Annotated in this window: 16 protein-coding genes; 11 read left to right on the top strand and 5 right to left on the bottom strand. The window is 59.8% G+C overall.

Annotation, left to right across the window (positions count from 1 at the left end; genetic code table 11):
- Nucleotides 1-210 precede the first annotated feature (210 nt).
- The gene (locus N1689_RS12190; protein ID WP_260059023.1) at nt 211-2,583 is read left to right on the top strand and encodes a beta-N-acetylhexosaminidase; all 2,373 of its coding nucleotides are present in this window, start codon (nt 211-213) and stop codon (nt 2,581-2,583) included.
- Nucleotides 2,584-2,616: 33 nt separating this feature from the next.
- On the opposite strand, the gene galR is transcribed toward N1689_RS12190, so the two are convergent.
- Nucleotides 2,617-3,618, bottom strand: a complete 1,002-nt coding sequence (gene galR / locus N1689_RS12185; RefSeq protein WP_003851033.1) for an HTH-type transcriptional regulator GalR — start codon at nt 3,616-3,618, stop codon at nt 2,617-2,619.
- A gap of 192 nt (nt 3,619-3,810) precedes the next feature.
- On the opposite strand from galR, the gene N1689_RS12180 reads away from it, so the two are divergent.
- The 8 genes from N1689_RS12180 to lplT all read left to right on the top strand — a co-directional run bounded on the left by N1689_RS12180 (nt 3,811) and on the right by lplT (nt 20,867).
- Nucleotides 3,811-6,084 carry a molybdopterin guanine dinucleotide-containing S/N-oxide reductase gene (locus tag N1689_RS12180; protein ID WP_260059022.1) on the top strand — a complete coding sequence of 758 codons (2,274 nt, stop codon included), beginning with the start codon at nt 3,811-3,813 and terminating at the stop codon, nt 6,082-6,084.
- Nucleotides 6,085-6,362: 278 nt separating this feature from the next.
- Nucleotides 6,363-8,102, top strand: coding sequence for a penicillin-binding transpeptidase domain-containing protein (locus N1689_RS12175; protein ID WP_161731872.1), 1,740 nt, complete (start codon nt 6,363-6,365; stop codon nt 8,100-8,102).
- 420 nt (nt 8,103-8,522) lie between these two features.
- Nucleotides 8,523-9,731 (top strand): efflux RND transporter periplasmic adaptor subunit, encoded by a 1,209-nt coding sequence (locus tag N1689_RS12170; protein ID WP_260059021.1) that lies wholly within the window; start codon nt 8,523-8,525, stop codon nt 9,729-9,731.
- Nucleotides 9,728-12,949, top strand: coding sequence for an efflux RND transporter permease subunit (locus N1689_RS12165; protein ID WP_260059020.1), 3,222 nt, complete (start codon nt 9,728-9,730; stop codon nt 12,947-12,949). The genes N1689_RS12170 and N1689_RS12165 overlap by 4 nt, the downstream gene beginning before the upstream one ends.
- Nucleotides 12,946-16,047, top strand: coding sequence for an efflux RND transporter permease subunit (locus N1689_RS12160; RefSeq protein ID WP_260059019.1), 3,102 nt, complete (start codon nt 12,946-12,948; stop codon nt 16,045-16,047). Before N1689_RS12165 ends, N1689_RS12160 begins: the two co-directional genes overlap by 4 nt.
- Before the next feature lie 3 nt (nt 16,048-16,050).
- Nucleotides 16,051-17,439, top strand: coding sequence for an efflux transporter outer membrane subunit (locus N1689_RS12155; protein ID WP_260059018.1), 1,389 nt, complete (start codon nt 16,051-16,053; stop codon nt 17,437-17,439).
- Between the two features lie 90 nt (nt 17,440-17,529).
- Nucleotides 17,530-19,680, top strand: a complete 2,151-nt coding sequence (gene aas, locus N1689_RS12150; RefSeq protein WP_260059017.1) for a bifunctional acyl-ACP--phospholipid O-acyltransferase/long-chain-fatty-acid--ACP ligase — start codon at nt 17,530-17,532, stop codon at nt 19,678-19,680.
- Entirely contained in the window at nt 19,677-20,867 is a 1,191-nt protein-coding gene (gene lplT / locus N1689_RS12145) for a lysophospholipid transporter LplT (protein WP_260059016.1), read from the top strand. Before aas ends, lplT begins: the two co-directional genes overlap by 4 nt.
- A 49-nt stretch (nt 20,868-20,916) precedes the next feature.
- Here the strand turns inward: lplT and ridA are convergent, their stop codons facing one another.
- The 4 genes from ridA to argF form a co-directional block, all read right to left on the bottom strand.
- The gene (gene ridA, locus N1689_RS12140) at nt 20,917-21,303 is read right to left on the bottom strand and encodes a 2-iminobutanoate/2-iminopropanoate deaminase (RefSeq protein ID WP_260059121.1); all 387 of its coding nucleotides are present in this window, start codon (nt 21,301-21,303) and stop codon (nt 20,917-20,919) included.
- A 72-nt stretch (nt 21,304-21,375) separates the two neighbouring features.
- Nucleotides 21,376-21,840 (bottom strand): aspartate carbamoyltransferase regulatory subunit, encoded by a 465-nt coding sequence (gene pyrI / locus N1689_RS12135; RefSeq protein WP_161731886.1) that lies wholly within the window; start codon nt 21,838-21,840, stop codon nt 21,376-21,378.
- Between the two features lie 11 nt (nt 21,841-21,851).
- Entirely contained in the window at nt 21,852-22,787 is a 936-nt protein-coding gene (gene pyrB, locus N1689_RS12130) for an aspartate carbamoyltransferase (RefSeq protein WP_061061474.1), read from the bottom strand.
- A gap of 235 nt (nt 22,788-23,022) precedes the next feature.
- Nucleotides 23,023-24,030 carry an ornithine carbamoyltransferase gene (gene argF / locus N1689_RS12125; RefSeq protein ID WP_260059015.1) on the bottom strand — a complete coding sequence of 336 codons (1,008 nt, stop codon included), beginning with the start codon at nt 24,028-24,030 and terminating at the stop codon, nt 23,023-23,025.
- A 160-nt stretch (nt 24,031-24,190) separates the two neighbouring features.
- Here argF and rraB point away from each other — a divergent pair, with 160 nt between their 5' ends.
- Nucleotides 24,191-24,613 (top strand): ribonuclease E inhibitor RraB, encoded by a 423-nt coding sequence (rraB, locus tag N1689_RS12120; protein ID WP_013359940.1) that lies wholly within the window; start codon nt 24,191-24,193, stop codon nt 24,611-24,613.
- Between the two features lie 56 nt (nt 24,614-24,669).
- The gene (locus N1689_RS12115; protein ID WP_161731892.1) at nt 24,670-25,431 is read left to right on the top strand and encodes a tRNA isopentenyl-2-thiomethyl-A-37 hydroxylase MiaE; all 762 of its coding nucleotides are present in this window, start codon (nt 24,670-24,672) and stop codon (nt 25,429-25,431) included.
- Nucleotides 25,432-25,574 lie beyond the last annotated feature (143 nt).

The raw sequence follows: 25,574 nt of genomic DNA, 5'->3' as shown, positions 1-25,574 counted from the left end.
CTATTCTCTACATGTAGTGATTGCTGTGAATTATTGCGCAAGGATTTGACCTGAAGCAAGGAAGACTCAACCCGGCAGAAAATTCCGACGAATGTAAAAAATCGGGTGATGGTTCAGGTTTCCTGCGGGATTCACTGGCGAATCGGCGTGCAGCAACTTTAATCAACGTTCTGCCCTGTCAAACCATTGACGTTACAAGGATGCCCGCCAATGTGGTTACCCCGTACTCTGCTCCTGCTCGCTGTTTTTAGCCCGATCGTCATAGCCAATCCGCTGCCGCTAATGCCCTGGCCGCAACAGGTGGAGCAGCCCGCCAGTGGCGGTGCGCTTACCCTGACGCCGCAGTTGACGCTGCAAATCTCAGGCGATCATCTGGCGGGGGCCGAAGCACGCTGGCTGGCGCGCATCAGCGATCAGACCGGCTGGCCGCTATTGCCCGCCACGCAGCCGGTAGCTGCACCGACTATCCGCATCATGATTGCAAAGGCAGTCGATCCACTGCCGCTGCCCGACAGTGATGAGCGCTATCAGTTGCAGGTCAATGGCGATGGCGTGCGATTAACCGCACCCAACCGTTTTGGTGCGATGCGCGGCATGGAAACCCTGCTGCAGCTGATACAAAACGGTGAGCAGGGCACGACGATTCCTTACGTCACCATTCACGATCATCCGCGCTTTCCGTGGCGCGGTGTGCTGATCGACACGGCACGCCACTTTATGCCGGTAGAAACGCTTAAGCGTCAGATCGACGGCATCGCCGCCGCACGAATGAACGTCTTTCACTGGCATCTCACCGACGATCAGGGCTGGCGCTTCGCCTCCAGCCACTATCCCCAGCTGCAGCAGAAAGCCAGCGATGGCAACTATTACAGCCAGCAGCAGATGCGGGAAATCGTGAAATATGCCACCGACCGTGGGGTGCGTGTGGTGCCCGAGCTGGATATGCCAGGACATGCCTCCGCGCTGGCGGTGGCGATGCCGGAACTGATCAGCGCAGCGGGTCCCTTTCAGATGGCGCGCGGCTGGGGCGTCTTTAAACCGCTGCTTGATCCCGCTAATGAACAGGTTTATCAGGTGATCGATACGCTGGTGGGAGAGATGGCGGCGATCTTTCCCGATCCCTGGCTGCACATCGGCGGCGATGAAGTCGATCCCACGCAGTGGAAAAACTCACCCGCGATTCAGCAGTTTATGCGCGAGCACGATCTGAAAGACGCGCATGCGCTGCAGGCGTACTTCAATCAGCGGGTGGAGAAGATCCTCGAAGCCCATCAGCGTCAGATGGTGGGCTGGGATGAGATCGCTCATCCCGATCTGCCACGCAGTATTCTGATCCAGTCCTGGCAGGGCCAGGATGCGCTGAGTGCGCTGGCAAAAGAAAATTATCGCGGCATCCTCTCCACCGGTTTCTACCTCGATCAGCCCCAGACTGCCAGCTATCACTATCGCAACGAGGTCACGCCACGCGGGCTGAACGGTCAGGACCGTCTGCGGCCCGGCGACCAGGCGCAGAGCTGGTCATTCACGATGCCACGGCTGAAAGGCAGCCCGGTGAAGGGCAGCTTTACGTTGATTCAGGGCGCGCAGGGCTGGCGCGGTTTTATCGACTTCGACGGCAAAGCCCGGCGGATGATCAGCGACATCAACTGGCTCTCGACGCAACAGGTGCAGTTCACGGTGGATAGCTGGATGGGGCCGTTCCAGCCGGTGGTCACGCTGCAACAGCAGTCTCTCAAAGGCTATGTGCGGGTAGGCAACGTACGTTATCCCGCCAGCGGTCAGCGTCTGATGCAGCCGCCTGCGGGCATCGCACCCGTGCTGCCCACGCCAGAACAGGTACAGCAAAATCTGCTGGGTGGCGAGGCGGCGCTGTGGGCTGAAAACATCAACAGCCAGATCATTGATACTAAACTGTGGCCGCGCGCCTTTGTGGTGGCCGAGCGGTTATGGTCGGCAGAAAACGTCACGAACATGGATTCGATGTATTCACGGCTGGCGGCGATGGATCGCTGGAGCACGGTGTCCGTGGGAACGCTGCAACATGCGCAGACGGAGCAGCAGATGATGCGGCTGGCCAGCGGACACGATATCGCCCCGCTGCGAGTGCTGGCCGAAGTACTGGAACCGGCGCAGTATTACACGCGTCAGCACCTGAAGTTTCAGGCGGGGCATTACAACTATCAGGAGCCATTAAACCGGCTGGCCGATGTGCTGCCCGCAGAGAGTGAGGCAGTGCGCCAGCTGGAGCAACAGGTCGCCGTATTAATCGCCAATCGTAATAATCCGGCTGCCGCCTCCGCAGTGCGCGCGCCGCTGCAGCGCTGGCAGGCCAACACGACTGCGGTGATGCCGATCGTCAACGGCAGCGCGACGCTGAAGCCGCTGGCACACAGCGTGCAGCAGGTTGAGGTGCTGAGCGCCATGGGCCTCGCGCTGGTGAATGCTTACGTCCGTAATCAGGCGTTTGGTGCCAGTGAAGTGGCGGAGATGCAGGCGACACTGGATGCCGCCGCAGAGGTGCAGGATGAAACGGTGATAGCGCTGGTCAGGCCGCTGGAGACGCTGCTGCACGCCTTTCAGTAAGTACTGTGGCCGGCTGAACCGGCCTCCGTTGCGTCAGGCCGGGCCGCTGACCGAATGACGGCGCACCAGCGTCGGGCTGAACATGTGAGTCACTTCCGGCAGCGGCAGATCGTTGGCCAGCGCCAAGGCCAGCTGAGCGGCCTGCTGCGCCATCGTGACAATCGGATAGCGGACCGTCGTAAGGCGTGGTCGCACATAGCGCGACACCAGCACATCATCGAAGCCGATCAGCGACATCTCTTCCGGCACGCGGACGCCGTTATCGCTCAGCACCGCCAGCGCGCCCGCCGCCATCGAGTCGTTGTAGCAGGCGACGGCGGTGAAATTTCTGCCGCGTCCCAGCAGTTCTGTCATCGCCTGCTCACCGCCCACTTCGTCCGGTTCGCCCCAGGTCACCAGCCGATCGCTGCACGGCAGACCGTGCTCTTTCAGCGCATCATAGTAACCCTGCAGGCGATCTTCGGCATCGGAGATGGTGTGGGTCGAGCAGATAAAGGCGATATTCTGATGGCCGAGCTGGATCAGATGACGGGTTGCCAGCCAGGCGCCGTAGCGATCGTCGAGTGCAATACAGCGCTTTTCAAAGCCTTTGATCAGGCGGTTCAGCAGCACCATACCCGGCACCTGCTTCATCAGCACTTCCAGTTCTGCGTCGGGAATTTTCTTGGCGTGCACCACCAGCGCCGCGCAGCGGTGACGCATCAGCTGTTCAATCGCCTGCCGCTCTTTTTGCTCATTATGGTAACCGTTACCAATCAGCAAAAAGTTACCGGTGTCGCCTGCCACCTCATCCACGGCTTTCACCATTGCGCCAAAAAAGGGATCGGAGACGTCACCGACAATCAGGCCGAGCGTTTCGGTCGATTGCTGCGCCAGCGCGCGTGCGTTGGCATTCGGGTGATACTGAAGCTGCTCCATCGCCTGGCCTACGGCCTGTCGGGAGCTGTCGCTGGCTTTGGGAGAATTATTGATTACACGGGAGACTGTGGCGACAGAAACGCCCGCCAGTCGCGCAACATCCTTTATGGTAGCCATGCGTTGACCTGCTTTGGGGAAAACGTTTACACATCGCATCAGTGTTACGGAAAAGGGCGGACACATCAACCCGACAGAATGCCAGCGTCGTCGCAAAAAGGGGCAAAAACGACCGCTGCTGCACATCTTCTGCTGAGACGTTGCCCCATGTTATGCTCAGTTCCCCACCTGGCTACCGTGAAAAAAACAACGATGAAAACCAAAGTGCCACATCTGGCGCACTGGGGCGCGTTTACCGCCGTCACTGAAAACGATCGTCTGATTGGCTGCGAACCTTTCTTCGCTGATGCCGATCCGTCACCGATGATCCACACCATTCCTGAGCTGGTCTACTCAGACAAACGCATTCGCCAGCCGATGGTGCGTCGCTCGTGGCTGAAGTCACGCGAAAAGAGCGACCGCACGCTGCGTGGCCGGGAAGATTTTGTCGCCGTCGACTGGGAAACCGCGCTGGACCTGGTGGCGGAAGAGAATCGCCGCGTCCGCGAACGCTATGGTGCGTCGGGCATTTTCAACGGCTCCTACGGCTGGTCATCGGCCGGTCGCGTCAATCACGCCCGCACGCTGGTGCGTCGTTTCTACTTTCAGGGCGGCGGCGGCGTCGATCAGCAGGGTAACTACAGCTGGGGCGCGGCGCAGTTCTTCCTGCCCTATGTGATCGGCACCTATATGCCGCTGACCGGGCGCGTCACCGAGTGGCCGCAGGTAGTGGAACATGCCGAAATTTTTGTCGCCTTTGGCGGGCTGGCGCTGAAAAACGCCCAGGTCGCCTCAGGTGGCGCAGGGCAGCACAGCCTGAAACCGGCGCTGATGCAGCTGGCGGCCAAAGGCACGCCGGTCATCAACATCAGCCCGATGCGCGATGACTGCCCGGAATTTGTGAACGCCGAGTGGATCCCGATTCGCCCCAATACCGACGTGGCACTGATGCTGGCGCTGGGGCATGAGATCACCCAGCACGGCGCGGTTGACGAGGCGTTTCTCGCCAGCCACTGCACCGGCTGGCCGCAGCTGCGCGCCTATCTGCTGGGCGAAACCGACGGCGTAGCGAAAACCGCTGGCTGGGCCAGCCGTATCACCGGCATCCCGGCTGATCGCATCGTGCAGCTGGCGCAGCAACTGACCGGCAAGCGCAGCTTTATTACCTGCTCCTATTCCGTGCAGCGCGCCCATCGCGGCGAGCAGCCTTACTGGATGATGATTGCGCTCTCCTCAATGCTCGGTCAGCCTGGCCTGCCGGGCGCGGGGTTCTCTTTCGGTCATGGTTCAATGAACAGCGTCGGCAATCCCCGTCAGGAGGGGCCTGCCCCGATGATGAGCACCGGCCCCAATCCGTCAGGGTTGTCGATTCCGGTGGCGCGCATCAGCGATATGCTGCTCAATCCCGGCCAGCCATATAGCTTCCAGGGCGAAACGCTGCACTATCCCGATATCCACATGGTGCACTGGGCGGGCGGCAATCCTTTCCACCATCATCAGCAGCTGAACCGGCTGGTGGAGGGCTGGCAACGGCCCGATACGGTGGTGGTGCAGGATATCGTCTGGACGCCAGCGGCGCAGATGGCGGACATCGTGCTGCCTGCGACGACCACGCTGGAGCGTAATGACATCGGCGGCTCCTCACGTGACCGCTTTGTGCTGGCCATGCATCAGGCGATTAAGCCGCAGCATCAGGCGCGCAACGACTTCGATATTTTTGCCGACTTAGCAGAGCGACTCGGCTATCGCGACACCTTTACCGAAGGGCGCAATGAGATGCAGTGGATTGCGCATCTTTATCAGCAGTGTGCGACCGCGCATCAGCGCAAAGGCATCGATTTCCCGGCGTTTGATGAATTCTGGCAGCGCGGCTTTGTGGAAATTCCGGAAGGTGGCAAGCCTTATCAGTTTATGGAGGATTTCCGTGCCGATCCGCAGGCCAATCCAATCAAAACCGCCAGCGGCAAAATCGAGCTGTTCAGTCAGACCATTGCGGACTACCAGCTGGACGACTTCGCCGGTCATCCGGAGTGGCGTGAACCACAGGAGTGGCTTGGTTCCCCAGTCAGCCGCGACTATCCGCTGCACATGATCTCCATTCAGCCTTCCGACCGGTTACACAGCCAGCTGGATGCCACCGACACGGTGCAGGACAATAAAACGGCCGGACATGAAACGCTTTACATGCATCCAGTGGATGCAGCTGCGCGCGGACTGGTGGAGGGCGATGAGATTGAGGTGAGCAACGCACGTGGTGTGATGCTGGCGGGTGTGCAGATCACCGAGGGCGTGACGCAGGGCGTGGTGATTATCGCTACCGGTGCGTGGTTTGACCCTGGCTTTGGCAGGGCGTGGCAGCCTTTTGATCGCGCCGGTAACCCCAACGTGCTGACGCTCGATATTGGTACGTCGTCGCTGACGCAGGGGCCAAACGCCATGAGTTGCCTGGTGGAAATCAAAAAACATCAGGATTGCACAATAGCGTAAGGTTCTCATGGCTGGTTACATTTTGCGGGTAACTGTTGCGTTTAGGCGATGGCAGCCGATCAATTCCCTTTGCTACATTCAGGGTCCCAGAGGTATTGATGGGTGAACATCAATAGATTTTCTTGATTACACCAACCTGCGCAGATGCGCAGGTTTTTTTTGCCAAAAATCCGTTGCCAATAACGAACTGATACACAGTTTTCCTGTTATACGGCCAGCGCTTTCTTTATAACTGCTGGCACCAGCCCCTTTCTCTTTATTTTGCGCAGCGGAATGCCATGCCCCGGATTAAAAAACTACTGGGAAAAGACCAGATAAAAGCGCCATTCAACCCTTTTCGTTTTCGACTGATCTGTCTGGGTGTCACAACCTGTCTGGTGGTGCTGCTGGCGCGCGTCGCGGACCTGCAGTTCCTGAATCAGCCGATGCTGGAGCACGAAGCGGATCAGCGATCGCTGCGAACCGTCACGCTGCCCACCAGTCGCGGCACCCTGCTGGATCGTAACGGCGAAGCGCTGGCGCTCAGCGTGCCATCGCGCGATGTGATTGCCGATCCACTGCGCGTGCTGGAGAGCAACCCTGATTTTACCAGTGCCAAATGGGCCTATCTTGCGGCCGCGCTCAACACCCGTCCCGAAGAGCTGGCGGCGCAGATCACCGCCAACCCGAAACGTCGTTTCCTCTATCTGGGACGTAAAGTCGAACTGGGCATCGCCAAAGACATTAAAGAGCTGAAGCTGAAAGGCATCAGTGAAGTTTATGACGACAGCCGTTTCTATCCGATGAGCGAAGCCTCTGCGCCGCTGATCGGTATCGTTGGCGCGGATAATGTCGGCCTGAACGGGCTGGAAAAAGGCTTCGATAAAGTCTTGCAGGGCGAGCCGGGCAAAGAGGTCTATCGTCAGGATGCGGCGGGCAATATCATCGCGATGATCAACTACCAGCCGCCGACGCAGCCGCCCACGGTGCAGCTCAGCATCGACAAATATGACCAGTACACGCTCTACAGCAAACTGCGCGACGGCGTACTGATCAACAAAGCGGACTCGGGTGCGGCCGTGCTGGTGAAAATCGACACCGGCGAGATTCTGGCGATGGCCTCCTATCCGTCGTTCAACCCCAACAACTATGAAGGGGCCACCCCGGCACAGATGCGTAACTCGGCCATCAATGACAGCTACGAACCGGGATCGACCGTTAAGCCGTTAGTCGTAATGGAAGCGCTGGAGCGCCATCTGGTGCGTCCGGACTCGGTGATCGACACCACGCCTTACAGCGTTAACGGCCACCTGATCCGCGACGTCGGCCACTGGCCGCGCCTGACCATGACCGGCATTCTGCAAAAATCGAGCGACATCGGCGTCTCTCATCTGGCGCTGGCGATGCCCGCGGAGGCGCTGGTGAATACCTATCATGCGTTTGGCCTGGGCAAACCGACCGGATTAGGGCTGACCGGCGAAAGCGTCGGCTACTTCCCGCTGCACCGCGCCCGCTGGGCGGATATCGAGCGGGCTACCTTCTCCTTTGGCTATGGTCTGCGCGTCACGCCGCTGCAGATTGCCCGCGAATACGCCACGCTCGGCTCTTATGGCGTTTACCGTCCGCTGTCGATCACCCGCGTCACGCCGCCGGTCATGGGACGCCAGGTCGCCAATCCGGAAACGGTGAAAGAGGTGGTGCATATGCTGGAGAGCGACGTCCTGCCGGGCGGAACCGGACTGAAAGCTGCGGTACCGGGCTACCGTCTGGCAACCAAAACCGGTACGGCGGAAAAGATGGGTACCAGCGGCAAGTATGATGGCGGCTACGTCAACTACACCGCCGGTATTGCGCCCGCCAGTCATCCTGAAGTGGCGCTGGTGGTGATGATCAACCATCCGACGGCGGGCGATCACTTCGGTGGTTCGGTTGCTGCGCCGGTGTTCGGCAATATCATGGGGCCGGTACTGAAACACATGAACGTTGCACCGGATGCCATCTACACTAAACCCACGGCCAGCCCTTCGGATAAATCTTAGTTAAATCAGAGTGTAAGCGAGGCGTGAGGAATATTCACACCTCGTTGCACTTCCCCGAATTCGGTTGCGTTTTCCCGCTGTCTCCGCGCGGTCAATCAGTGCGAGGATAGCAGTCCCAGAGGTATTAATGGGTGTGAAAACAACACTGCTTCGGCAGTGAGACCCTGTTATTACACCGACCCACGCAGATGCGTGGGTTTTTTTTGTCTGCTTGCCTGAGCCTGCCGTTACCGCTGTAAAAACTCCCGCTAAATCAACATCGTTCTTAACGAAACCCTGACAGTTTGCCAATAGAAAGGCGCGTCGCCTTTCACTGATAATGGCCGCCGTGAAGCCTGGCGGTTTTTTGCTCGCTGCCGCTCACTGCCGCATTCCGCACGTTCCGGGATTTCTTTTTCTGCTTATCTGAAGAGTTCGACGATGACTCACCTTTCTCGCCCCGCGCGTTCCTTTGGGCTTAAATGGCTGCTTCTGTTGCTGGTGGCGGCGATTGTCGCGGGCGTTATCTGGCGTCTGCTCTCTTCGGGGCACGGGCCGGGTGAGGGAATGCCGCCGGGCAGACCGGATTCGCCTGGCATGATGGGCGGCAGTGCAACGCTGGTTCACAGCGGGGTTGCCAGCACGGCGGATGTGCCGGTGTGGCTGAATGCGCTCGGCACGGTGATCCCCAACGCCAGCGTGACGGTGACCAGCCGCGTTGACGGCCAGCTGGAGCAGGTTTTCTTCACCGAAGGACAGAAGGTCAGTGCCGGTCAACTGCTGGCGCAGATCGATCCGCGCAGCTATCAGGCGACGCTGAACCAGTATCAGGCTGAACTCAGCGAGAACCAGGCGCTGCTGAAAAGTGCCGAGCTGACGCTGGCGCGCTACCGCAAACTGGCGGCGCAGGATGCGCTGGCGCGCCAGGATCTGGACACGCAGATTGCCACCGTCGGGCAGTATCGCGGTGCCGTCGCCGCCGATCAGGCGCAGATTGCCAGTGCAAAGCTGAGCATTGAATATGCCCGGATCACCGCCCCGATCAGCGGGCGCGTCGGCCTGCGTCAGGTCGATCCCGGCAACATGGTGCAGAGCTCCAGCAGCACCGGTCTGGTGACCATCACGCAGATGCAGCCCGCCGCCGTGACCTTTAGCGTGCCACAAAGCGACATCCCCGCGCTGGTCAGCGTGCTGCATCAGGGGCAGAGCCTGCCCGCCACGCTGTTTGATCAGGACAACCAGCATCCGCTCGCCAGCGGCGAAGTGAAGTTCATCAGCAACCAGATCGACACCGCCACCGGCACCGTGGCGCTGAAAGCGGTGTTTGCCAACCAGGATGAGTCGCTGTTTGCTAACCAGTTTGTGAATCTGCGGCTGCAGACCCGGGTGCTGAAAGGCGCGACGGTGATCCCGGCGCAGGCGCTGCAGTTGAGCAGCGACGGCAGCTTTGTCTTTGTGATCAACAAAGATCATACCGTCACGCGTAAAGCGGTCACCACCGGCCCGGCTTTCGGCGACGATCAGCAGGCGATCCTCAGCGGCGTTGCACCGGGCGATCGGCTGGTAACGGAAGGGATCGATCGTCTGACCAGCGGCAGCAAAGTCACGCTGGCAGATGAGACGCCCGCTGCCGGTGCTGTGTCGAAATGAACCCGTCTCGCCTGTTTATTCTGCGTCCTGTCGCCACCATCCTGCTGATGGCCGGCGTGCTGATCTCCGGGATTTTTGCCTGGAAATCCCTGTCGACCTCGGCGCTGCCGCAGGTCGACTATCCGACCATTCAGGTCACCACGCTCTATCCGGGCGCCAGCCCGGATGTGATGGCGTCGTCGGTCACCTCACCGCTGGAGCGCCAGTTGGGGCAGATGGCGGGGCTGAGCCAGATGAGCTCCACCAGCGCCAGCGGCTCGTCGATCATAACCCTGAAGTTCAGCCTCGATCTGTCGCTGGATGTCGCCGAGCAGGAGGTGCAGGCGGCGATCAATGCGGCAAATAACCTGCTGCCCGACGATCTGCCTAATCCGCCGACGTACAAAAAGGTCAATCCGGCGGACAGCGCGGTGGTGACGCTGGCGGCCAGCTCCGGCACGCTGCCGCTGACCGAGGTGCAGGATCTGGTTAACACCCAGGTGGCGCTGAAGCTGTCGCAGATCTCCGGCGTCGGAATGGTGACGCTGGCGGGCGGGCATCAGCCGGCGATTCGGGTGCAGATGAATCCTCTGGCGCTGGCGGCGCATCACCTGACGCTGGAGGCGGTAAATACGCTGATTGGCAACAGCAACGTCAATGGCGCCAAAGGCGGCTTTGACGGTAAATATCATTCGGTGACCATCGACGCCAACGACCAGCTGCGCACCGCAACCGAGTACGGCAACCTGATCCTCAGCTATGAGAATGGCGCGGCGCTGCGCCTGAAAGATATCGCCCACATCGAACAGGGCCCGGAGAACAGCTTCCAGTCCGCATGGGCCAATAACCAGCCCGCGATTGTCATCAGCGTGCAGCGTCAGCCCGGCGCAAACGTGATTCAGGTGGTGGACAACATCAAGGCGCAGCTTCCTGCACTGCAGGCGGCGCTGCCGGACGGGGTGAAGATGACGATTCTCTCCGACCGCACCCAGACCATTCGCGCCTCAATCAGCGACGTGCAGTTTGAGCTGATGCTGTCGATTGCGCTGGTGGTGATGGTAACCTTTCTGTTCCTGCGCAACGTGGCCGCCACGCTGATCCCGAGTGTGGCGGTGCCGCTGTCGCTGGTTGGCACCTTTGGCGTGATGTATCTGGCGGGCTTCAGCCTGAATAACCTGTCGCTGATGGCGCTGACCATCGCCACCGGTTTTGTTATCGATGACGCTATCGTGGTGGTGGAGAACATTTCCCGGCGGCTGGAGCAGGGCGAGACACCGATGGAGGCGGCGCTGAAAGGCTCCCGGCAGATTGGCTTCACCATTATCTCGCTGACCTTTTCGCTGATTGCGGTGCTGATCCCGCTGCTGTTTATGGGCGATGTGGTCGGGCGACTCTTCCGGGAGTTCGCGATTACGCTGGCGGTGGCGATCCTGGTGTCGATGGGGGTGTCGCTGACGCTGACCCCGATGCTGTGCGCGTATCTGCTGCGGCACATTCCGCCAGAGCAGCAGTCAACCTTTGCCCGCAAGGGCGGCGAGATGTTCGACCGGCTGGTGCGCGGCTATGACCGGCTGCTGACCGTGGTGCTGAACCATCAGAAACTGACGCTGCTGGTGGCGCTGGCAACCTTCGGACTGACGGCGCTGCTCTACATGATGGTGCCGAAAGGCTTCTTCCCGACCCAGGATACCGGGCTGATTCAGGGCATTACCGTCGCCTCCCAGGATGTCTCGTTTAAAACAATGGCGACGCGACAGCAGGCGCTCTCTGCGCTGATCCTGAAAAACCCGGCGGTGGAGAGCGTCTCATCGACCATCGGCATCGACGGCACTAACAGCAGCCTCAACAGCGGACGGCTGCAGATCAACCTCAAGCCCTCTGGCGCCCGCGATCTCAGCGCCAGCGAGGTGATCAGCCAGCTGAACCAGGCGACCAGCGATGTGCCGGGTATCCGGCTCTATCTGCAACCGGCGCAGGATCTCACCGTCAACGACCAGGTGTCGCCGAGTCAGTATCAGTTCACCCTTGACGACGCCGACAGTGAAAATCTGGTCCGCACGTCGCCGAAACTGGTGGCAGCGTTGCAGCAGCGGCCCGAGTTTAATGGCGTGGTGAGTAACCTGCAGGATCAGGGGCGCGTCTCTTACGTGGAGCTGAACCGGGACAAAGCGGCGCGCTTTGGCATTACCGCATCGGACGTGGACACCGCGCTCTATAACGCCTTTGGTCAGCGGCTGGTCTCGACGATTTTTACCCAGTCGAATCAGTATCGGGTGGTGCTGGAAGTGGCGCCGGCCTTCCGGCAGGGTCCGGCGTCGTTTGATGATGTCTGGCTGCAATCGTCCGGCAGCAGCAGTTCGGCGTCATCATCCACCAGCACGACTTCATCAGCGTCAACGTCTTCGTCAACATCTTCGTCTTCATCGACGTCCACTTCAGCCTCTGACACCCGCTCTGCCAGCAGCGGCATGGTCAAACTTACCTCTATCGCCACTATCCACCAGCGCACCGGTTCGCTGATGCACATGCGGCTGAATCAGTTCCCGGCGGTGATGATCTCCTTCAACCTGAATCCAGGCTACTCGCTGGAGGATGGACAGCGGGCAATTGCCGACGTGCGGCAGCAGCTGCAGCTGCCGGAGAGCACCACGCTGCGCTATCAGGGCGAAACGTCGGCATTCCAGAGCGCCACCGGCAACACGCTGTGGCTGATTCTGGCGGCGCTGATCACCATGTATGTGGTGCTCGGCATTCTCTACGAAAGCTTTATCCATCCGGTCACGATTCTCTCTACGCTGCCGTCGGCGGCGGTGGGTGCGCTGCTGACGCTGTTGCTGGCGGGCACGGAGTTCAGCCTGATTGCGCTGATTGGCGTCATCCTGCTGATCGGCATCGTGAAAAAGAACGCCATTATGATGATCGACTTCGCGCTGGAGGCGGAACATCAGCAGCACCTCAGCGCACGTGAGGCGATTCATCAGGCCTGCCTGCTGCGCTTCCGCCCGATTCTGATGACGACGATGGCGGCGCTGCTCGGCGCGCTGCCGCTGATGCTCGCCTCCGGCTCGGGTGCCGAGCTGCGACAGCCGCTGGGGCTGGTAATTGTCGGCGGGCTGATTGTCAGTCAGGTGCTGACGCTCTTCTCCACGCCGGTCATCTACCTCTGGTTTGACGGGCTGGCGCAGCGCGGCAGTGCCTGGGTGAAACGCCGTCAGCAGCAGGCGCGGAGCGGGCAATGAATCTGACCCGGCTGTTTATCTTTCGTCCGGTGGCGACGCTGCTGCTGACGCTGGCGATCCTGCTGCCCGGCGCGCTGGGTTACCGGCTGCTGCCGGTGGCACCGCTGCCGCAGGTCGATTTTCCGACCATCATGGTCAGCGCCAGCCTGGCGGGGGCCAGCCCGGAGACCATGGCGGCTACCGTCGCGACCCCGCTGGAGCGTTCGCTCGGGCAGATTGCCGGTATCAGCGAGATGACTTCCAGCAGTTCGCAGGGCTCCAGCAGTATTATTCTGCAGTTTGAGCTGGACCGCGATATCAACGGCGCGGCGCGCGACGTGCAGGCGGCGATTAACGCGGCGCGCAGCCTGCTGCCCAGCGCAATGGCCTCGCTGCCGACTTATCGCAAAGCCAACCCGTCAGATGCGCCGATTGTGATGCTGGCGCTGACCTCTGCTACCCGCACGCCCGGCGAGCTTTACGATCTGGCGGAGAGCAAAATCGAACAGGCGATGGGGCAGGTACAGGGCGTCGGTGAAGTGTCGCTGATGGGCAGCGCCTTACCCGCGGTGCGGATTGATCTGCATCCGCTGAAGCTGACCCACTACGGCATCTCGCTGGAGACGGTGCGTGCCGCCGTCGCCGACAGCACCACCAATCTGCCCAAAGGGATCTTACAGGGCAGTGACCAGTTGTGGCTGGTGGACAGCAACGGCCAGCTTGAGAAGGCCGCCAGCTACCGCGATCTGATCATCACTTATCAGCAGGGCAACGCGGTGCGGCTGCGCGACGTCGCCACGGTCTATGACTCGGTGGAAGATCGCTATCAGGCGGGATTCCTGAATGCTACGCCTGCGGTAATGATCGGCATTAAACGTCAGGCGGGCGCCAATATGCTGGAAACCATCGACGCAATAAAAGCGCAGTTGCCGCTGCTGGAAAAGAGCCTGCCCGCTGACAGCCAGCTGAAGGTGGTGGTTGACCGCTCACCGGGCGTGCGCGCCTCGCTGTATGACACCGAAGAGACGCTGCTGATCGCGGTGCTGCTGGTCATCGCGGTGGTGTTTGTTTTCCTGCGCAATCTGCAGGCGGTGATCATTCCGGCCCTGGCGCTGCCGGTGTCGCTGATCGGCACCTGCGCGGTGATGTACCTGCTGGGTTACAGCCTGGATAACCTGTCGCTGATGGCGCTGATTATCTCTACCGGCTTCGTGGTGGATGATGCGATCGTGGTGCTGGAGAACATCACCCGTCACATTGAGCGCGGGCTGAGCCCGCTGCGGGCAGCGCTGCGCGGGGCGCAGGAGGTGAGCTTCACCGTGCTGTCGATGACCGTATCGCTGATCGCGGTGTTCATCCCGATTCTGCTGATGGGCAGCATTGTCGGTCGGCTGTTCCGCGAATTTGCTGTCACGCTCACCGTGTCGCTGCTGATCTCGCTGTTTGTCTCACTCAGCCTGACGCCAATGCTCTGCGCGCGCCTGCTGAAACCAAAGCCGCCCGTCAGTCAGCGGCCGCATCCGCTTTATCAGTTGATTGAAAACCAGCTGAACCGCCTGCTGGCCGCCTACGGGCGCGGGCTGGCCTGGGTGATGCGCCATCAGAAACTGACGCTGCTCAGTCTGCTGCTGACCGTGCTGCTGAATGTTTTTCTGTTCACCGTGGTGCAGAAGGGCTTTTTCCCGAATCAGGACACCGGGCTGCTGATGGGCGCGCTGCGTGCCGATCAGAACATTTCGTTTCAGGCGATGAAGCCGAAAATGCTGATGTTCACGAAGATCATTCAGGAAGACCCGGCGGTCGATAGCGTAATGTCGTCGATGGGCAGCGGGATGTTTGGCTCCCGCAACAGCGCCAACTTCTTTGTGCGACTTAAAGATTTTGACCAGCGCGATGCCACGGCTACCGAAGTCGCCAACCGGCTGACGCGTAAAACCAGCCACATCGCCGGGGCGCAGATGTTCCTGATGGCGGCGCAGGATCTGCACATTGGCGGACGCAGCGCTAACGCCACGTATCAGTACAGCCTGCAGGCAGACGATCTTGATCTGCTGCGGATCTGGACGCCGAAAGTGCAGGCGGCGCTGGCGGCGACCCCCGGGCTCAACAGCGTAGACTCCGACTCGCAGACCGGCGGGCAGGAGGTGGCGCTGACCATCGACCGCGACCGCGCGACCCGGCTGGGCGTCAATGTGAACATGCTGGATACGCTGCTGAACAATGCGTTCAGCCAGCGGCAGATCGCCACGCTCTATAACACCCTGAATCAGTATCACGTGGTGATGTCACTGCAGGACAGCGACACCGCGAATCCGGAGACGCTTCAGCAGCTCTATGTGATTAACGACAGCGGTGACCGCGTGCCGCTTTCCGCCTTTGCCCGCTTCAGCGGCGGCAATGTGCCGCTGTCGGTGGCGCATCAGGGCCAGTCCGCGACCAGTACCGTAGCATTCAACCTCAATGAGGGGGTCTCGCTGGAGCAGGCGCAGTTACTCATTAAACAGGCGATGGCGAAGCTGGGCCTGCCGTCGACCCTTCATGCCGGTTTTGCCGGTACTGCCGCCGCCTTTTCCCAGCTGACCGCCACCATGCCGTGGCTGATTCTGGCGGCGCTGGCGGCGGTCTATCTCGTGCTCGGCGTGCTCTACGAGAGCTACATCCATCCGCTGACCATTCTCTCAACGCTGCCGTCTGCGGGCGTCGGCGCGCTGTTACTGCTGCTGCTGACCAACACGCAGCTCACGGTGATCGCGCTGATTGGCATCATCCTGCTGATTGGCATCGTGAAAAAGAACGCCATCATGATGATCGATTTTGCCATCGACGCGGAACGGCGGCAGGGTATGTCGCCGCAGCAGGCGATTACCCAGGCGTGCCTGATGCGCTTCCGGCCGATCATGATGACTACGCTGGCCGCCTTTTTCGGCACGTTGCCGCTGGCGCTGGGCAGCGGCGGGGATGCCGATCTGCGCAGTCCGCTGGGGATCGCTATCGCGGGCGGACTGGCGCTCAGCCAGCTGCTGACACTGTTTACCACACCGGTTGTTTATCTTTGGCTCGACCGTCTGGGCCGTGCCACTCAACGTCAATGGCGTCGTCTGCGCCCTACGGAATCCTGATCCATGAAACCGCTTATTCCCTTTGTTGTGATGCTGCTGCTGGGCGGCTGTAGCGTCGGTCCCGACTATCAGCGCCCCGCGATGGCGATGCCGGTCCACTATAAAGAGGCCCGGGGCTGGCAGCAGGCGACGCCGCTGGATGCGCAAAGCAAAGGCGAATGGTGGGCGGTTTATCATGACGCCACGCTCAGCGGGCTGCTGAGCCAGGTGAGCATCTCGAATCAGAACGTGGCGAATTATGCCGCGCAGTACCGGCAGGCACAGGCGCTGGCGAGTGCGTCACGCGCGGCGCTGTTTCCTTCACTGGGCTATGACGGCAGCGTGACGCGCAGCGGCAGCCACGCGACTGGCAGCAGCGTTCGCACTACCAGCAGCAGCCATCAGGCGGAGCTGAGTGCCAGCTGGGAGCCTGATCTGTGGGGCAAACTGCGACGCACGCTGGAGGAGAACCGCGCCAGCGCCTCGGCCAGCGCGGCAGAACTGGCCAACATCACCCTGAGCGCCCAGTCTGAGCTGGCGCAGGATTATTTCCAGCTGCGCATCATGGATCAGAAAATCGCGCGCTATCAGCAGAGCGTTGACGCTTATCAGCGCTACCTGAACGTCATTAACAGCCAGTATCAGGCGGGCACTGCGTCGCGTGCCACGCTGGCTCAGGCGCAGCTGCAGCTGGAGAGTGCCAGCGCCTCGGCGCAGGATTACCAGTGGCAGCGCGCGCAGATGGAACATGCCATTGCGCTGCTGGTCGGCAAAGCCCCCGCCGACTTCAGTCTCGCCGCCGCGCCGCTGACCGCCACGCTGCCCGCCATTCCGGCGGCCCTGCCGGGCGAGCTATTGCAGCGCCGTCCCGACATTGCGTACGCCGAACGTAACATGGCTGCGGCCAATGCTGCGGTGGGCGTGGCGGTGGCCGGTTACTATCCCGACCTGACCCTCAGCGCCAGCGGGGGCGTCAGCGCTTCCGTGCTGCATTCGCTGTTCTCGCTGCCGAATCGCGTCTGGTCGCTGGGGCCGGAGCTGAGCGGCACGCTGCTTGACGCGGGCGCGACCTCTGCCAAAGTCGATCAGGCGCGGGCAGGCTGGGATGCCAGCGTTGCAACCTATCGTCAGACGGTGCTGTCCGCGATGCAGGAAGTGGAAGATAAGCTGGTGGAGCTGAACACGCTGCAGGGCGAAATCGCCGCACAGCAGCGCGCCACCGATGCAGCACAGACCTCGGCGCGGGTGACGCGTCTGCAGTATGAGGCGGGCATGATTAACTACCTGGATGTCGCGACCACGGAGAACAGCAGCCTGAGTGCGCAGCAGAGTTTGCTGACGCTGCAGAGCACGCAGTGGGTCAGCAGCGTGGCACTGATTGCCGCGCTCGGCGGTAGCTGGCAGGCCCCCTGAAGCCGCGTCAGATTGCCGATAATTCGGTTGTCGAACCGCGTCAAATCCTGCATCGTGAGGGGCTAATTTTCACGATGCTAAGGAACCGGCATGGCTTTCAAAATTTTACGTTTGATATTTCGCCTGTTATGGCGGGTCGAACTGCGTGGCGACGTAGCCGAACTGCATAAGCAGAAGGTATTAATCACGCCGAACCATATGTCGTTTCTCGACGGCATGTTGCTGGCGTTCTTTTTACCGATTAAACCGGTATTCGCCGTCTACTCGACCATCAGCGAAAGCTGGTTTATGCGTCTGATTAAACCCTTTATCGACTTTGTGCCGCTGGATCCGACCCGGCCTATGGCGCTGAAGCAGCTGGTAAGGCTGATTGATACGGGCCGTCCGGTGGTCATCTTCCCGGAAGGACGCATTACCGTCACCGGCTCGCTGATGAAAATCTACAGCGGGGCCGGCTTTGTCGCCGCGCGCTCAGGCGCGAATGTGGTGCCAATGCGCATTGAAGGCGCAGAATACACGCCGTTTGGTCGTCTGGCTGGCGTGTTTAAACGTCGCCTGTTCCCGCGCATCACCCTGACCGTGCTGCCCGCGACCCGCATTCCGATGCCGGAGGCGAAACGGGCGCGCGACCGTCGCGTGCTGGCCGGTGAGCATCTGCATCACGTGATGATGGAAGCGCGCATGGCGGTGCGTCCGCGTGAAACCCTGTTTGAGGCGTTTCTGGCGGCGCGTACCCGTTATGGCGCGTTTAAGCGCTGCATCGAAGATGTCAATTTCAAGCCTGACAGCTACACCGGACTGCTGAAAAAGTCGCTGGGCGTGGGCCGTATTCTTGAACGCTACAGCCAGCCGCGAGAAGTGGTGGGGCTGCTGCTGCCGAATACCACCGTGACAGCGGCAGCGATTTTCGGGGCCACCCTGCGCGGGCGCGTTCCGGCCATGCTCAACTACAGTGCGGGCGTTAATGGCATGCGGGCGGCACTGACCGCCGCACAGATCAAAACCGTCTTCACGTCGCGGCAGTTCCTGGAAAAAGGCAACCTGTGGCATCTGCCGCAGGGGCTGGACGATGTACAGTGGATCTACCTGGAAGATCTGAAAGATACCGTCACCGGCAAAGACAAGCTATGGATCCTCGCGCATCTGCTGATGCCGCATCGTGCGCAGCTGCCTCAGCAGCCGGAAGACGCCGCCATGGTGCTGTTTACCTCCGGCTCTGAAGGCAACCCTAAGGGCGTGGTGCATTCGCATAAAAGCCTGCTGGCGAACGTCGAGCAGATCCGCACCATCGCCGACTTCACGCCGCGCGACCGCTTTATGTCTGCGCTGCCACTGTTTCATGCGTTTGGTCTCACCGTCGGGCTGTTCACGCCGCTGATGACCGGCGCCCAGGTGTTCCTCTATCCCAGCCCGCTGCACTATCGCATCGTGCCAGAGCTGGTCTATGACCGTAACTGCACCGTGCTGTTTGGCACCTCAACCTTCCTGGGTAACTACGCGCGCTTTGCCGCACCCTATGATTTTGCCCGCCTGCGCTATGTGGTAGCGGGTGCGGAGAAGCTGCAGGAGAACACGCGTCAGCTCTACATTGAGAAGTATGGCATTCGTATCCTTGAAGGCTACGGCGTCACCGAGTGCGCGCCGGTCGTGGCGATTAACGTGCCGATGGCGGCGAAGACGCACACCGTGGGACGCATTCTGCCGGGCATGGATTCACGACTGATGTCGGTGCCAGGCATTGAGCACGGCGGACGTCTGCAACTGCGCGGGCCGAACGTGATGAAAGGCTATCTGCGGGTCGAAAATCCTGGCGTGCTGGAAGCACCGGTCGCTGACGATGGCGAAGGCAACATGGAAGCGGGCTGGTACGACACCGGTGATATCGTCAGCTTCGATGAAGGCGGTTTTTGCCAGATTCAGGGTCGTGCCAAACGCTTTGCGAAGATTGCCGGTGAGATGGTATCACTGGAAATCGTCGAGCAGATCGCTCTGAAAGCGTCACCGGACAAACAGCACGCCGCCTCGCTGCGCCCGGATGGTCAGCGTGGTGAGGCACTGGTGCTGTTTACCACCGATGCGGAGCTGGCGCGCGACAGGCTGCAGAAAGCCGCCCGCGAGCTGGGTGCGCCAGAGCTGGCACTGCCGCGTGATATCCGTGTCATGAAGCAGTTGCCGCAGCTGGGCAGCGGTAAACCCGACTACGTTACCCTGAAAAAAATGGCGGAAGAGGAGCAGGCATGAGCCTTGATCGTAATGCGCCGCTGATGTCGCGTGGCATGATCGCCGTGATTATCGCCCAGTTCTTTTCGGCCTTCGGCGATAACGCGCTGCTGTTTGCCACGCTGGCTGTGCTGAAAAGTCAGTTCTATCCCGAGTGGAGCCAGCCGGTATTACAAATGCTGTTTGTCGCAGCCTACATTCTGCTGGCGCCGTTTGTCGGTCAGGTGGCGGACAGCATGGCGAAAGGGCGGGTGATGATGCTCGCCAACAGCCTGAAGCTGCTGGGCGCGCTGGTGATCTGCTTCGGCTTCAATCCCTTTGTCGGCTACACCCTGGTGGGCGCGGGCGCAGCGGCCTACTCGCCAGCCAAATATGGCATCCTCGGTGAGATCACCCACGGCGAGAAGCTGGTGAAAGCCAACGGGCTGATGGAGGCCTCGACCATCGCCGCCATTCTGCTTGGCTCGGTGGCGGGCGGGATGCTGGCTGACTGGCATATTCTGGCGGCGCTGGGGATCTGTGCACTGACTTACGGCATCGCCGTAGTCGCGAACCTGTTTATCCCGAAACTGCAGGCGGCACGTCCGGGGCAGAGCTGGCAGTTCGGCGTGATGACGCGCAGCTTCTTCAGTGCCGCCACGCTGCTGTGGCGTGATGCGGAAACGCGCTTCTCGCTGCTCGGCACCAGTCTGTTCTGGGGCGCAGGCGTGACGTTACGTTTTCTGCTGGTGCTCTGGGTGCCGGTGGCGCTGGGCATCAATGACAACACCACGCCAACCACGCTGAATGCCATGGTCGCGATCGGTATCGTGATTGGCGCGGCAGCGGCGGCGAAGCTGGTCACGCTGGAGACCGTGCGTCGCTGCATGCCGGCCGGTGTGCTGATTGGCGTGATGGTGGTGGTCTTCGCGCTGCAGCACTCCCTGATGAATGCTTATTTAGTGCTGATGCTGATTGGTGCGCTGGGCGGTTTCTTTGTGGTCCCCCTGAATGCGCTGCTGCAGGCGCGCGGCAAAGAGAGCGTCGGGTCAGGCAATGCGATTGCGGTTCAGAACCTGGGTGAGAACAGCGCCATGTTGATCATGCTGGGGCTCTATACGCTGGCGATAAAAGCGGGTGCACCTGCGGTGGCGACGGGCGTCGGTTTTGGCGTACTGTTTGCGCTGGCGATTGCGGTTCTGTGGCTATGGCGACCGGCTAAGCGGTAACGAATTCGCCGCCTCTCTCCGGCTTACGCGGGCAGAGGCGGCGTGAGGCTTAGCGACGGACGGCAATCGCTTCGATTTCGATCTTCACATCTTTTGGCAGACGCGCCACCTCGACACAGGAACGCGCCGGGAAGTGAGCCTCATGCTCGGTGAAAAACGCTTCATAGGTCGCGTTGACCGTGGCGAAATCATTCAGGTCCTTCACGAACACCGTGGTCTTCACGATGTCACCCACCTTCAGACCCGCGGCTTCAACAATCGCCTTCACATTTTCCAGTGACTGACGTGCCTGTGCGGCAATGTCATCTGCCACCTGGCCGGTCGCCGGATTCACCGGGATCTGGCCAGAGGTAATGATCATGCTGCCCAGATCGACACCCTGAACATAGGGACCGATAGCGGCAGGGGCTTTTTCAGTACTGATTTCACGAGACATCATGGCTCCTTTGATTATGTCGTCAGGCGGCGATGCCGCCGGTATTGCCCATTATAAGGTCGGGCAGGGCGATTACCAGTGACCCAGCACCACATGGCGGGCGAACTCTTTCTCGCAATATTTGCACTTCAGATACACATCGTCGGCGCGCTGCTTCACGGCAAAGCTGGAGAAGACCGGCTCGCTGCGGCTGATGCAGTTGCTGTTCGGGCAGGTCAGCACCCGTTCAACGTGATCCGGCAGCGTCGGGGCGATCTTCGCCACCACTTCGTAGTCGTCGATGCGGTTAACCGTGGCGTGCGGCGCATAGACCGCCAGCTGATTTACCTGATCGTCGGTGAGAAAGGTGTTCTCAATCTTGATCAGATCTTTGCGGCCCATCTCGCCCGACGGCAGATTCAGACCGATGGTAATGCGCTGATCGGTTTCGGTCAGCCGGAACAGAGAAAGCAGCTTAAAGCCGATCTGCGCCGGAATATGGTCGATGACCGTGCCGCGTTTGATCGCTTCGACCTGCAGTTTGTTGTCCTGCGTCATGGGGGGTCTCCTTACAGGGCGAGTTCGCTGTTTAAAACCAGTGCCAGCAGAGCCTGGCGCGCATAGATGCCGTTACCCGCCTGCTGGAAATACCAGGCATACGGGGTTTTATCGACATCGGTGGTGATTTCATCGATGCGCGGCAGCGGGTGCAGCACCTTCATATTGTCGCGTGCCGTACTGAGGTCGGCGGCGCGCAGAATGAACTGCGCTTTGACGTTGGCATATTCAGAGGGATCGAGCCGCTCTTTCTGCACCCGCGTCATGTAAAGGATATCAAGCTGCGGCATCACCTCTTCAAAGCTGTCATGCCGTGACCAGGCGATGTTCTTCTCATCCAGCATATCGGTGATATAGGCTGGCATCGCCAGCGCATCGGGCGCGATGAAGAAGAAGCGGTTGCCGTCAAACTTTGCCAGTGCCTGCGTCAGGGAGTGGACGGTACGGCCATATTTCAGGTCGCCGACCATCGCCACATTCAGCTGATTAAGACGGCTCTGCGTCTCCTGAATGGTGAAGAGATCGAGCAGCGTCTGGGTCGGATGCTGGTTTGCGCCGTCACCGGCGTTGAGAATCGGGATGCCGCCGGAGAACTCGGTCGCCAGCCGCGCCGCGCCCTCCTGCGGATGACGCATCACGATCGCATCAACGTAGGTGCCGATGACGGAAATGGTGTCGGCCAGGGTTTCGCCTTTCTTGCCCAGCGACGTATTACTGCCGTCCGCAAAGCCCACTGCGGACGCGCCCAGGCGATGGATCGCAGTTTCAAACGACAGGCGGGTACGGGTTGAGGCCTCAAAGAAGCAGCTGGCGATCACCTTGTGCTTCAGCAGTTCCGGCTGCGGATGAGCTTTCAACTTTGCGGCGGTGTCCAGTGCCAGTTCCAGCTCTTCACGACTGAGGTCGTTGATTGAAATAATGTGCTTGCGATATAGCGGGTTAGGCATAGCTCTCTCCTCTGCGCGGCCGGATTGCGGACAAAAAAAAGCCCCTGCTTAAGGGGCTTTTTTAAGATCGGGTCGATGACCGAAAGAAACAGCAGCACCGCCTGCGGTCAGGCGTGATTGAGCGTCAAATTGTCCGCTGTGCTGTCGCATATTTCCTCCGGCAAATTGGGCCGCATTATACCCGTTCGCGGTGGGGCAGCAAGAGGAAAACGTTTGCGCCTCTGGAGCGGATCGGTCAGCGCTGGCCCAGCGTGGCCACCATTACCGCTTTAATCGTGTGCATCCGGTTCTCAGCCTGGTCGAACACAATGCTGTGTGGTGATTCGAACACCTCGTTGCTCACTTCCATGCCGTTGGGCAGATCGTACTGTTCCGCCATCTGCTGGCCCAGCGTGGTCTGATCGTCGTGGAAGGCGGGCAGACAGTGCAGGAATTTAACCTGCGGGTTGCCGGTCAGATCGAGCATCGCCCGGTTAACCTGATAGTCACGCAGCAGCGCAATACGCTCGGCCCACACCGCTTTGGCTTCGCCCATCGACACCCAGACATCGGTGTAGATAAAGTCAGCGCCTTTCACACCGTCGGCAATATTGTCGGTGAGGATAATTTTCCCACCGGTCTGCTGTGCGGCTTCACGGCACTGCGCCACCAGTTCGTCCTCTGGCCAGCAGCTCTTCGGTGCCACCAGACGCAGATCCAGACCGACCTGTGCGGCGGCTTCCAGCATGGTGTTACCCATGTTGTTGCGCGCATCGCCCACATAAACCAGTGTCATTTCGCTGAGTTTTTTGCCTGGCAGATGCTCCTGCATGGTCAGCAGGTCAGCCAGCAGCTGGGTTGGGTGAAACTCGGTGGTCAGACCGTTCCACACCGGCACACCGGCGTGTTCTGCCAGCGTCTCCACCAGCTCCTGACCGTAACCGCGATACTGAATGCCATCGTACATGCGGCCCAGCACCCGCGCGGTGTCGCGCATTGACTCTTTATGGCCGATCTGACTGCCACTCGGGCCAAGATAAGTCACGTTTGCACCCTGATCGTAAGCGGCAACTTCGAAAGAGCATCGGGTACGGGTCGAGTCTTTTTCGAAGATGAGCGCGATGTTTTTGCCTTTCAGATACTGCATTTCTCTGGCGCTTTTTTTCGCCTGTTTCAACTCAGCGGACAGGGAAAGCAGGTGATCAATTTCGGCGGGAGTAAAATCCAGAAGCCTGAGGAAATGGCGTTGATACAGTTGGCTCATACAACACTCCGGTAATCATTAAAATGAATTAAAATTCAATTTAACCGTATGAATATTCATTTTCAAGTCTGGAGCTAATAAACTTTTCGTTTTGTGTAGTGGCGCGACAGGCAGTGTGGGAAAATAATTGATTATTGCCGAACTCAGAGAGGACATTGTCATGGCATATGAAGCATTACTGGAAGAGCAGCAGGAAGAGACGCGGCAGATTATCGAAGAGCTGCTGGAGGATGGCAGCGATCCTGATGCGCTCTATACCATCGAGCATCATCTCTCATGCAATAATTTTGATTCGCTGGAAAAAGCGGCCGTTGATGCGTTCAAGCTGGGTTATGAAGTGACCGAGCCGGAAGAGCTGGAGCTGGAAGATGGTACCACCGTGATGTGCGTCGACATCATCAGCGAATCTGCGCTGAAGCCTGAACTGATCGATGTGCAGGTTGAGCAGCTGGTGAACCTGATTGGTAAGTACAACGTCGACTACGACGGCTGGGGCACCTATTTTGAAGACCCTGATGCTGAAGATGAAGACGAAGATGACGACGCCATCGAAGATGAAGATGATGATGGTATTCGCCACTAAGTAGCCGGGGCGGAGAGTTCTCCGCCTGTCACTTCTGCCACCCCTTTTCTGACATCATGAATTACGCACCCTTACTCGAACCGATCTATCAGTTTCTGCACTGCCGCACGCCACAGGCCTGGATTGATGAGGCGCGCAAGCCGGAAAACCTGACCCTGCTGTTAACCGACCATCTGGTGTGTGAGCTGAAAGCCGCCCAGACTGCGGTGTGGCTGATCCGCAAATATGTGGCCGACAAACCCAGCGGCGACGCTATTCTGGCGTGGCTGAAACCCTATGAAGATTTTATCTTCCGGGAAGATGGCGACAGCGACTTTATCAACGCCCATAAGAACCTGACGAAACGCATCATTGTGCGCAATGCGCTGCCGTGGGCGGATGAGCTGGTGGAGAAGATGGTGCTACTGATTAAAGAGGAGCTGCATCACTTCTATCAGGTCTGGGAAATTATGCAGTCGCGCGGGCTGGTCTATCAGAAGATCACCTCCAGCCGCTATGCTAAATCGCTGTTGCGCGAAGTGACCACCCATGAGCCGGAGACGCTGGTGGATAAGCTGATTTGTGGTGCTTACATTGAGGCGCGATCCTGCGAGCGTTTCGCCAGTCTGGCGCCGTATCTTGATGATGAACTGGCGAAGTTCTATATTTCGCTGCTGCGCTCAGAGGCGCGGCATTATCAGGACTATTTAACGCTGGCGGCGCAGATTGCCGGTAAGGATATTGCGCCGCGGGTGCAGGCGATTGGCCGGGTCGAAGCAAAGCTGATTAGCGAGCCGGACACGGAGTTGCGTTTTCACAGCGGCGTACCTGCGTGGTAAACCCCTGAGGACGCCCTGGCCAGGGTGTCTCTTTTTCCGGATGCCTGACCGCGTTTATTTCTCTTCCGTGCAGCGTGGTCTCATATAATGTGCTGTGTAACGCTTTAATTTAAGTAACACTGACGTACAAAGATATTTTGTGC

The sequence above is a fragment of the Pantoea sp. XY16 genome (genome assembly GCF_025153065.1).
GTDB classification, from domain to species: domain Bacteria; phylum Pseudomonadota; class Gammaproteobacteria; order Enterobacterales; family Enterobacteriaceae; genus Pantoea; species Pantoea alfalfae.
This window is presented reverse-complemented; position numbering and strand designations above follow the sequence as displayed.

What these genes read in the sequence shown, in the direction of transcription:
- N1689_RS12115 (WP_161731892.1), top strand. Translation starts at nt 24,670, where the DNA reads ATGAATTACGCACCCTTACTCGAACCGATCTATCAGTTTCTGCACTGC.
- N1689_RS12170 (WP_260059021.1), top strand. Translation starts at nt 8,523, where the DNA reads ATGACTCACCTTTCTCGCCCCGCGCGTTCCTTTGGGCTTAAATGGCTG.
- N1689_RS12175 (WP_161731872.1), top strand. Translation starts at nt 6,363, where the DNA reads ATGCCCCGGATTAAAAAACTACTGGGAAAAGACCAGATAAAAGCGCCA.
- galR (WP_003851033.1), bottom strand. Translation starts at nt 3,618, where the DNA reads ATGGCTACCATAAAGGATGTTGCGCGACTGGCGGGCGTTTCTGTCGCC.
- rraB (WP_013359940.1), top strand. Translation starts at nt 24,191, where the DNA reads ATGGCATATGAAGCATTACTGGAAGAGCAGCAGGAAGAGACGCGGCAG.
- N1689_RS12180 (WP_260059022.1), top strand. Translation starts at nt 3,811, where the DNA reads ATGAAAACCAAAGTGCCACATCTGGCGCACTGGGGCGCGTTTACCGCC.
- N1689_RS12160 (WP_260059019.1), top strand. Translation starts at nt 12,946, where the DNA reads ATGAATCTGACCCGGCTGTTTATCTTTCGTCCGGTGGCGACGCTGCTG.
- argF (WP_260059015.1), bottom strand. Translation starts at nt 24,030, where the DNA reads ATGAGCCAACTGTATCAACGCCATTTCCTCAGGCTTCTGGATTTTACT.
- pyrB (WP_061061474.1), bottom strand. Translation starts at nt 22,787, where the DNA reads ATGCCTAACCCGCTATATCGCAAGCACATTATTTCAATCAACGACCTC.
- N1689_RS12190 (WP_260059023.1), top strand. Translation starts at nt 211, where the DNA reads ATGTGGTTACCCCGTACTCTGCTCCTGCTCGCTGTTTTTAGCCCGATC.
- aas (WP_260059017.1), top strand. Translation starts at nt 17,530, where the DNA reads ATGGCTTTCAAAATTTTACGTTTGATATTTCGCCTGTTATGGCGGGTC.
- N1689_RS12165 (WP_260059020.1), top strand. Translation starts at nt 9,728, where the DNA reads ATGAACCCGTCTCGCCTGTTTATTCTGCGTCCTGTCGCCACCATCCTG.
- ridA (WP_260059121.1), bottom strand. Translation starts at nt 21,303, where the DNA reads ATGTCTCGTGAAATCAGTACTGAAAAAGCCCCTGCCGCTATCGGTCCC.
- lplT (WP_260059016.1), top strand. Translation starts at nt 19,677, where the DNA reads ATGAGCCTTGATCGTAATGCGCCGCTGATGTCGCGTGGCATGATCGCC.
- pyrI (WP_161731886.1), bottom strand. Translation starts at nt 21,840, where the DNA reads ATGACGCAGGACAACAAACTGCAGGTCGAAGCGATCAAACGCGGCACG.
- N1689_RS12155 (WP_260059018.1), top strand. Translation starts at nt 16,051, where the DNA reads ATGAAACCGCTTATTCCCTTTGTTGTGATGCTGCTGCTGGGCGGCTGT.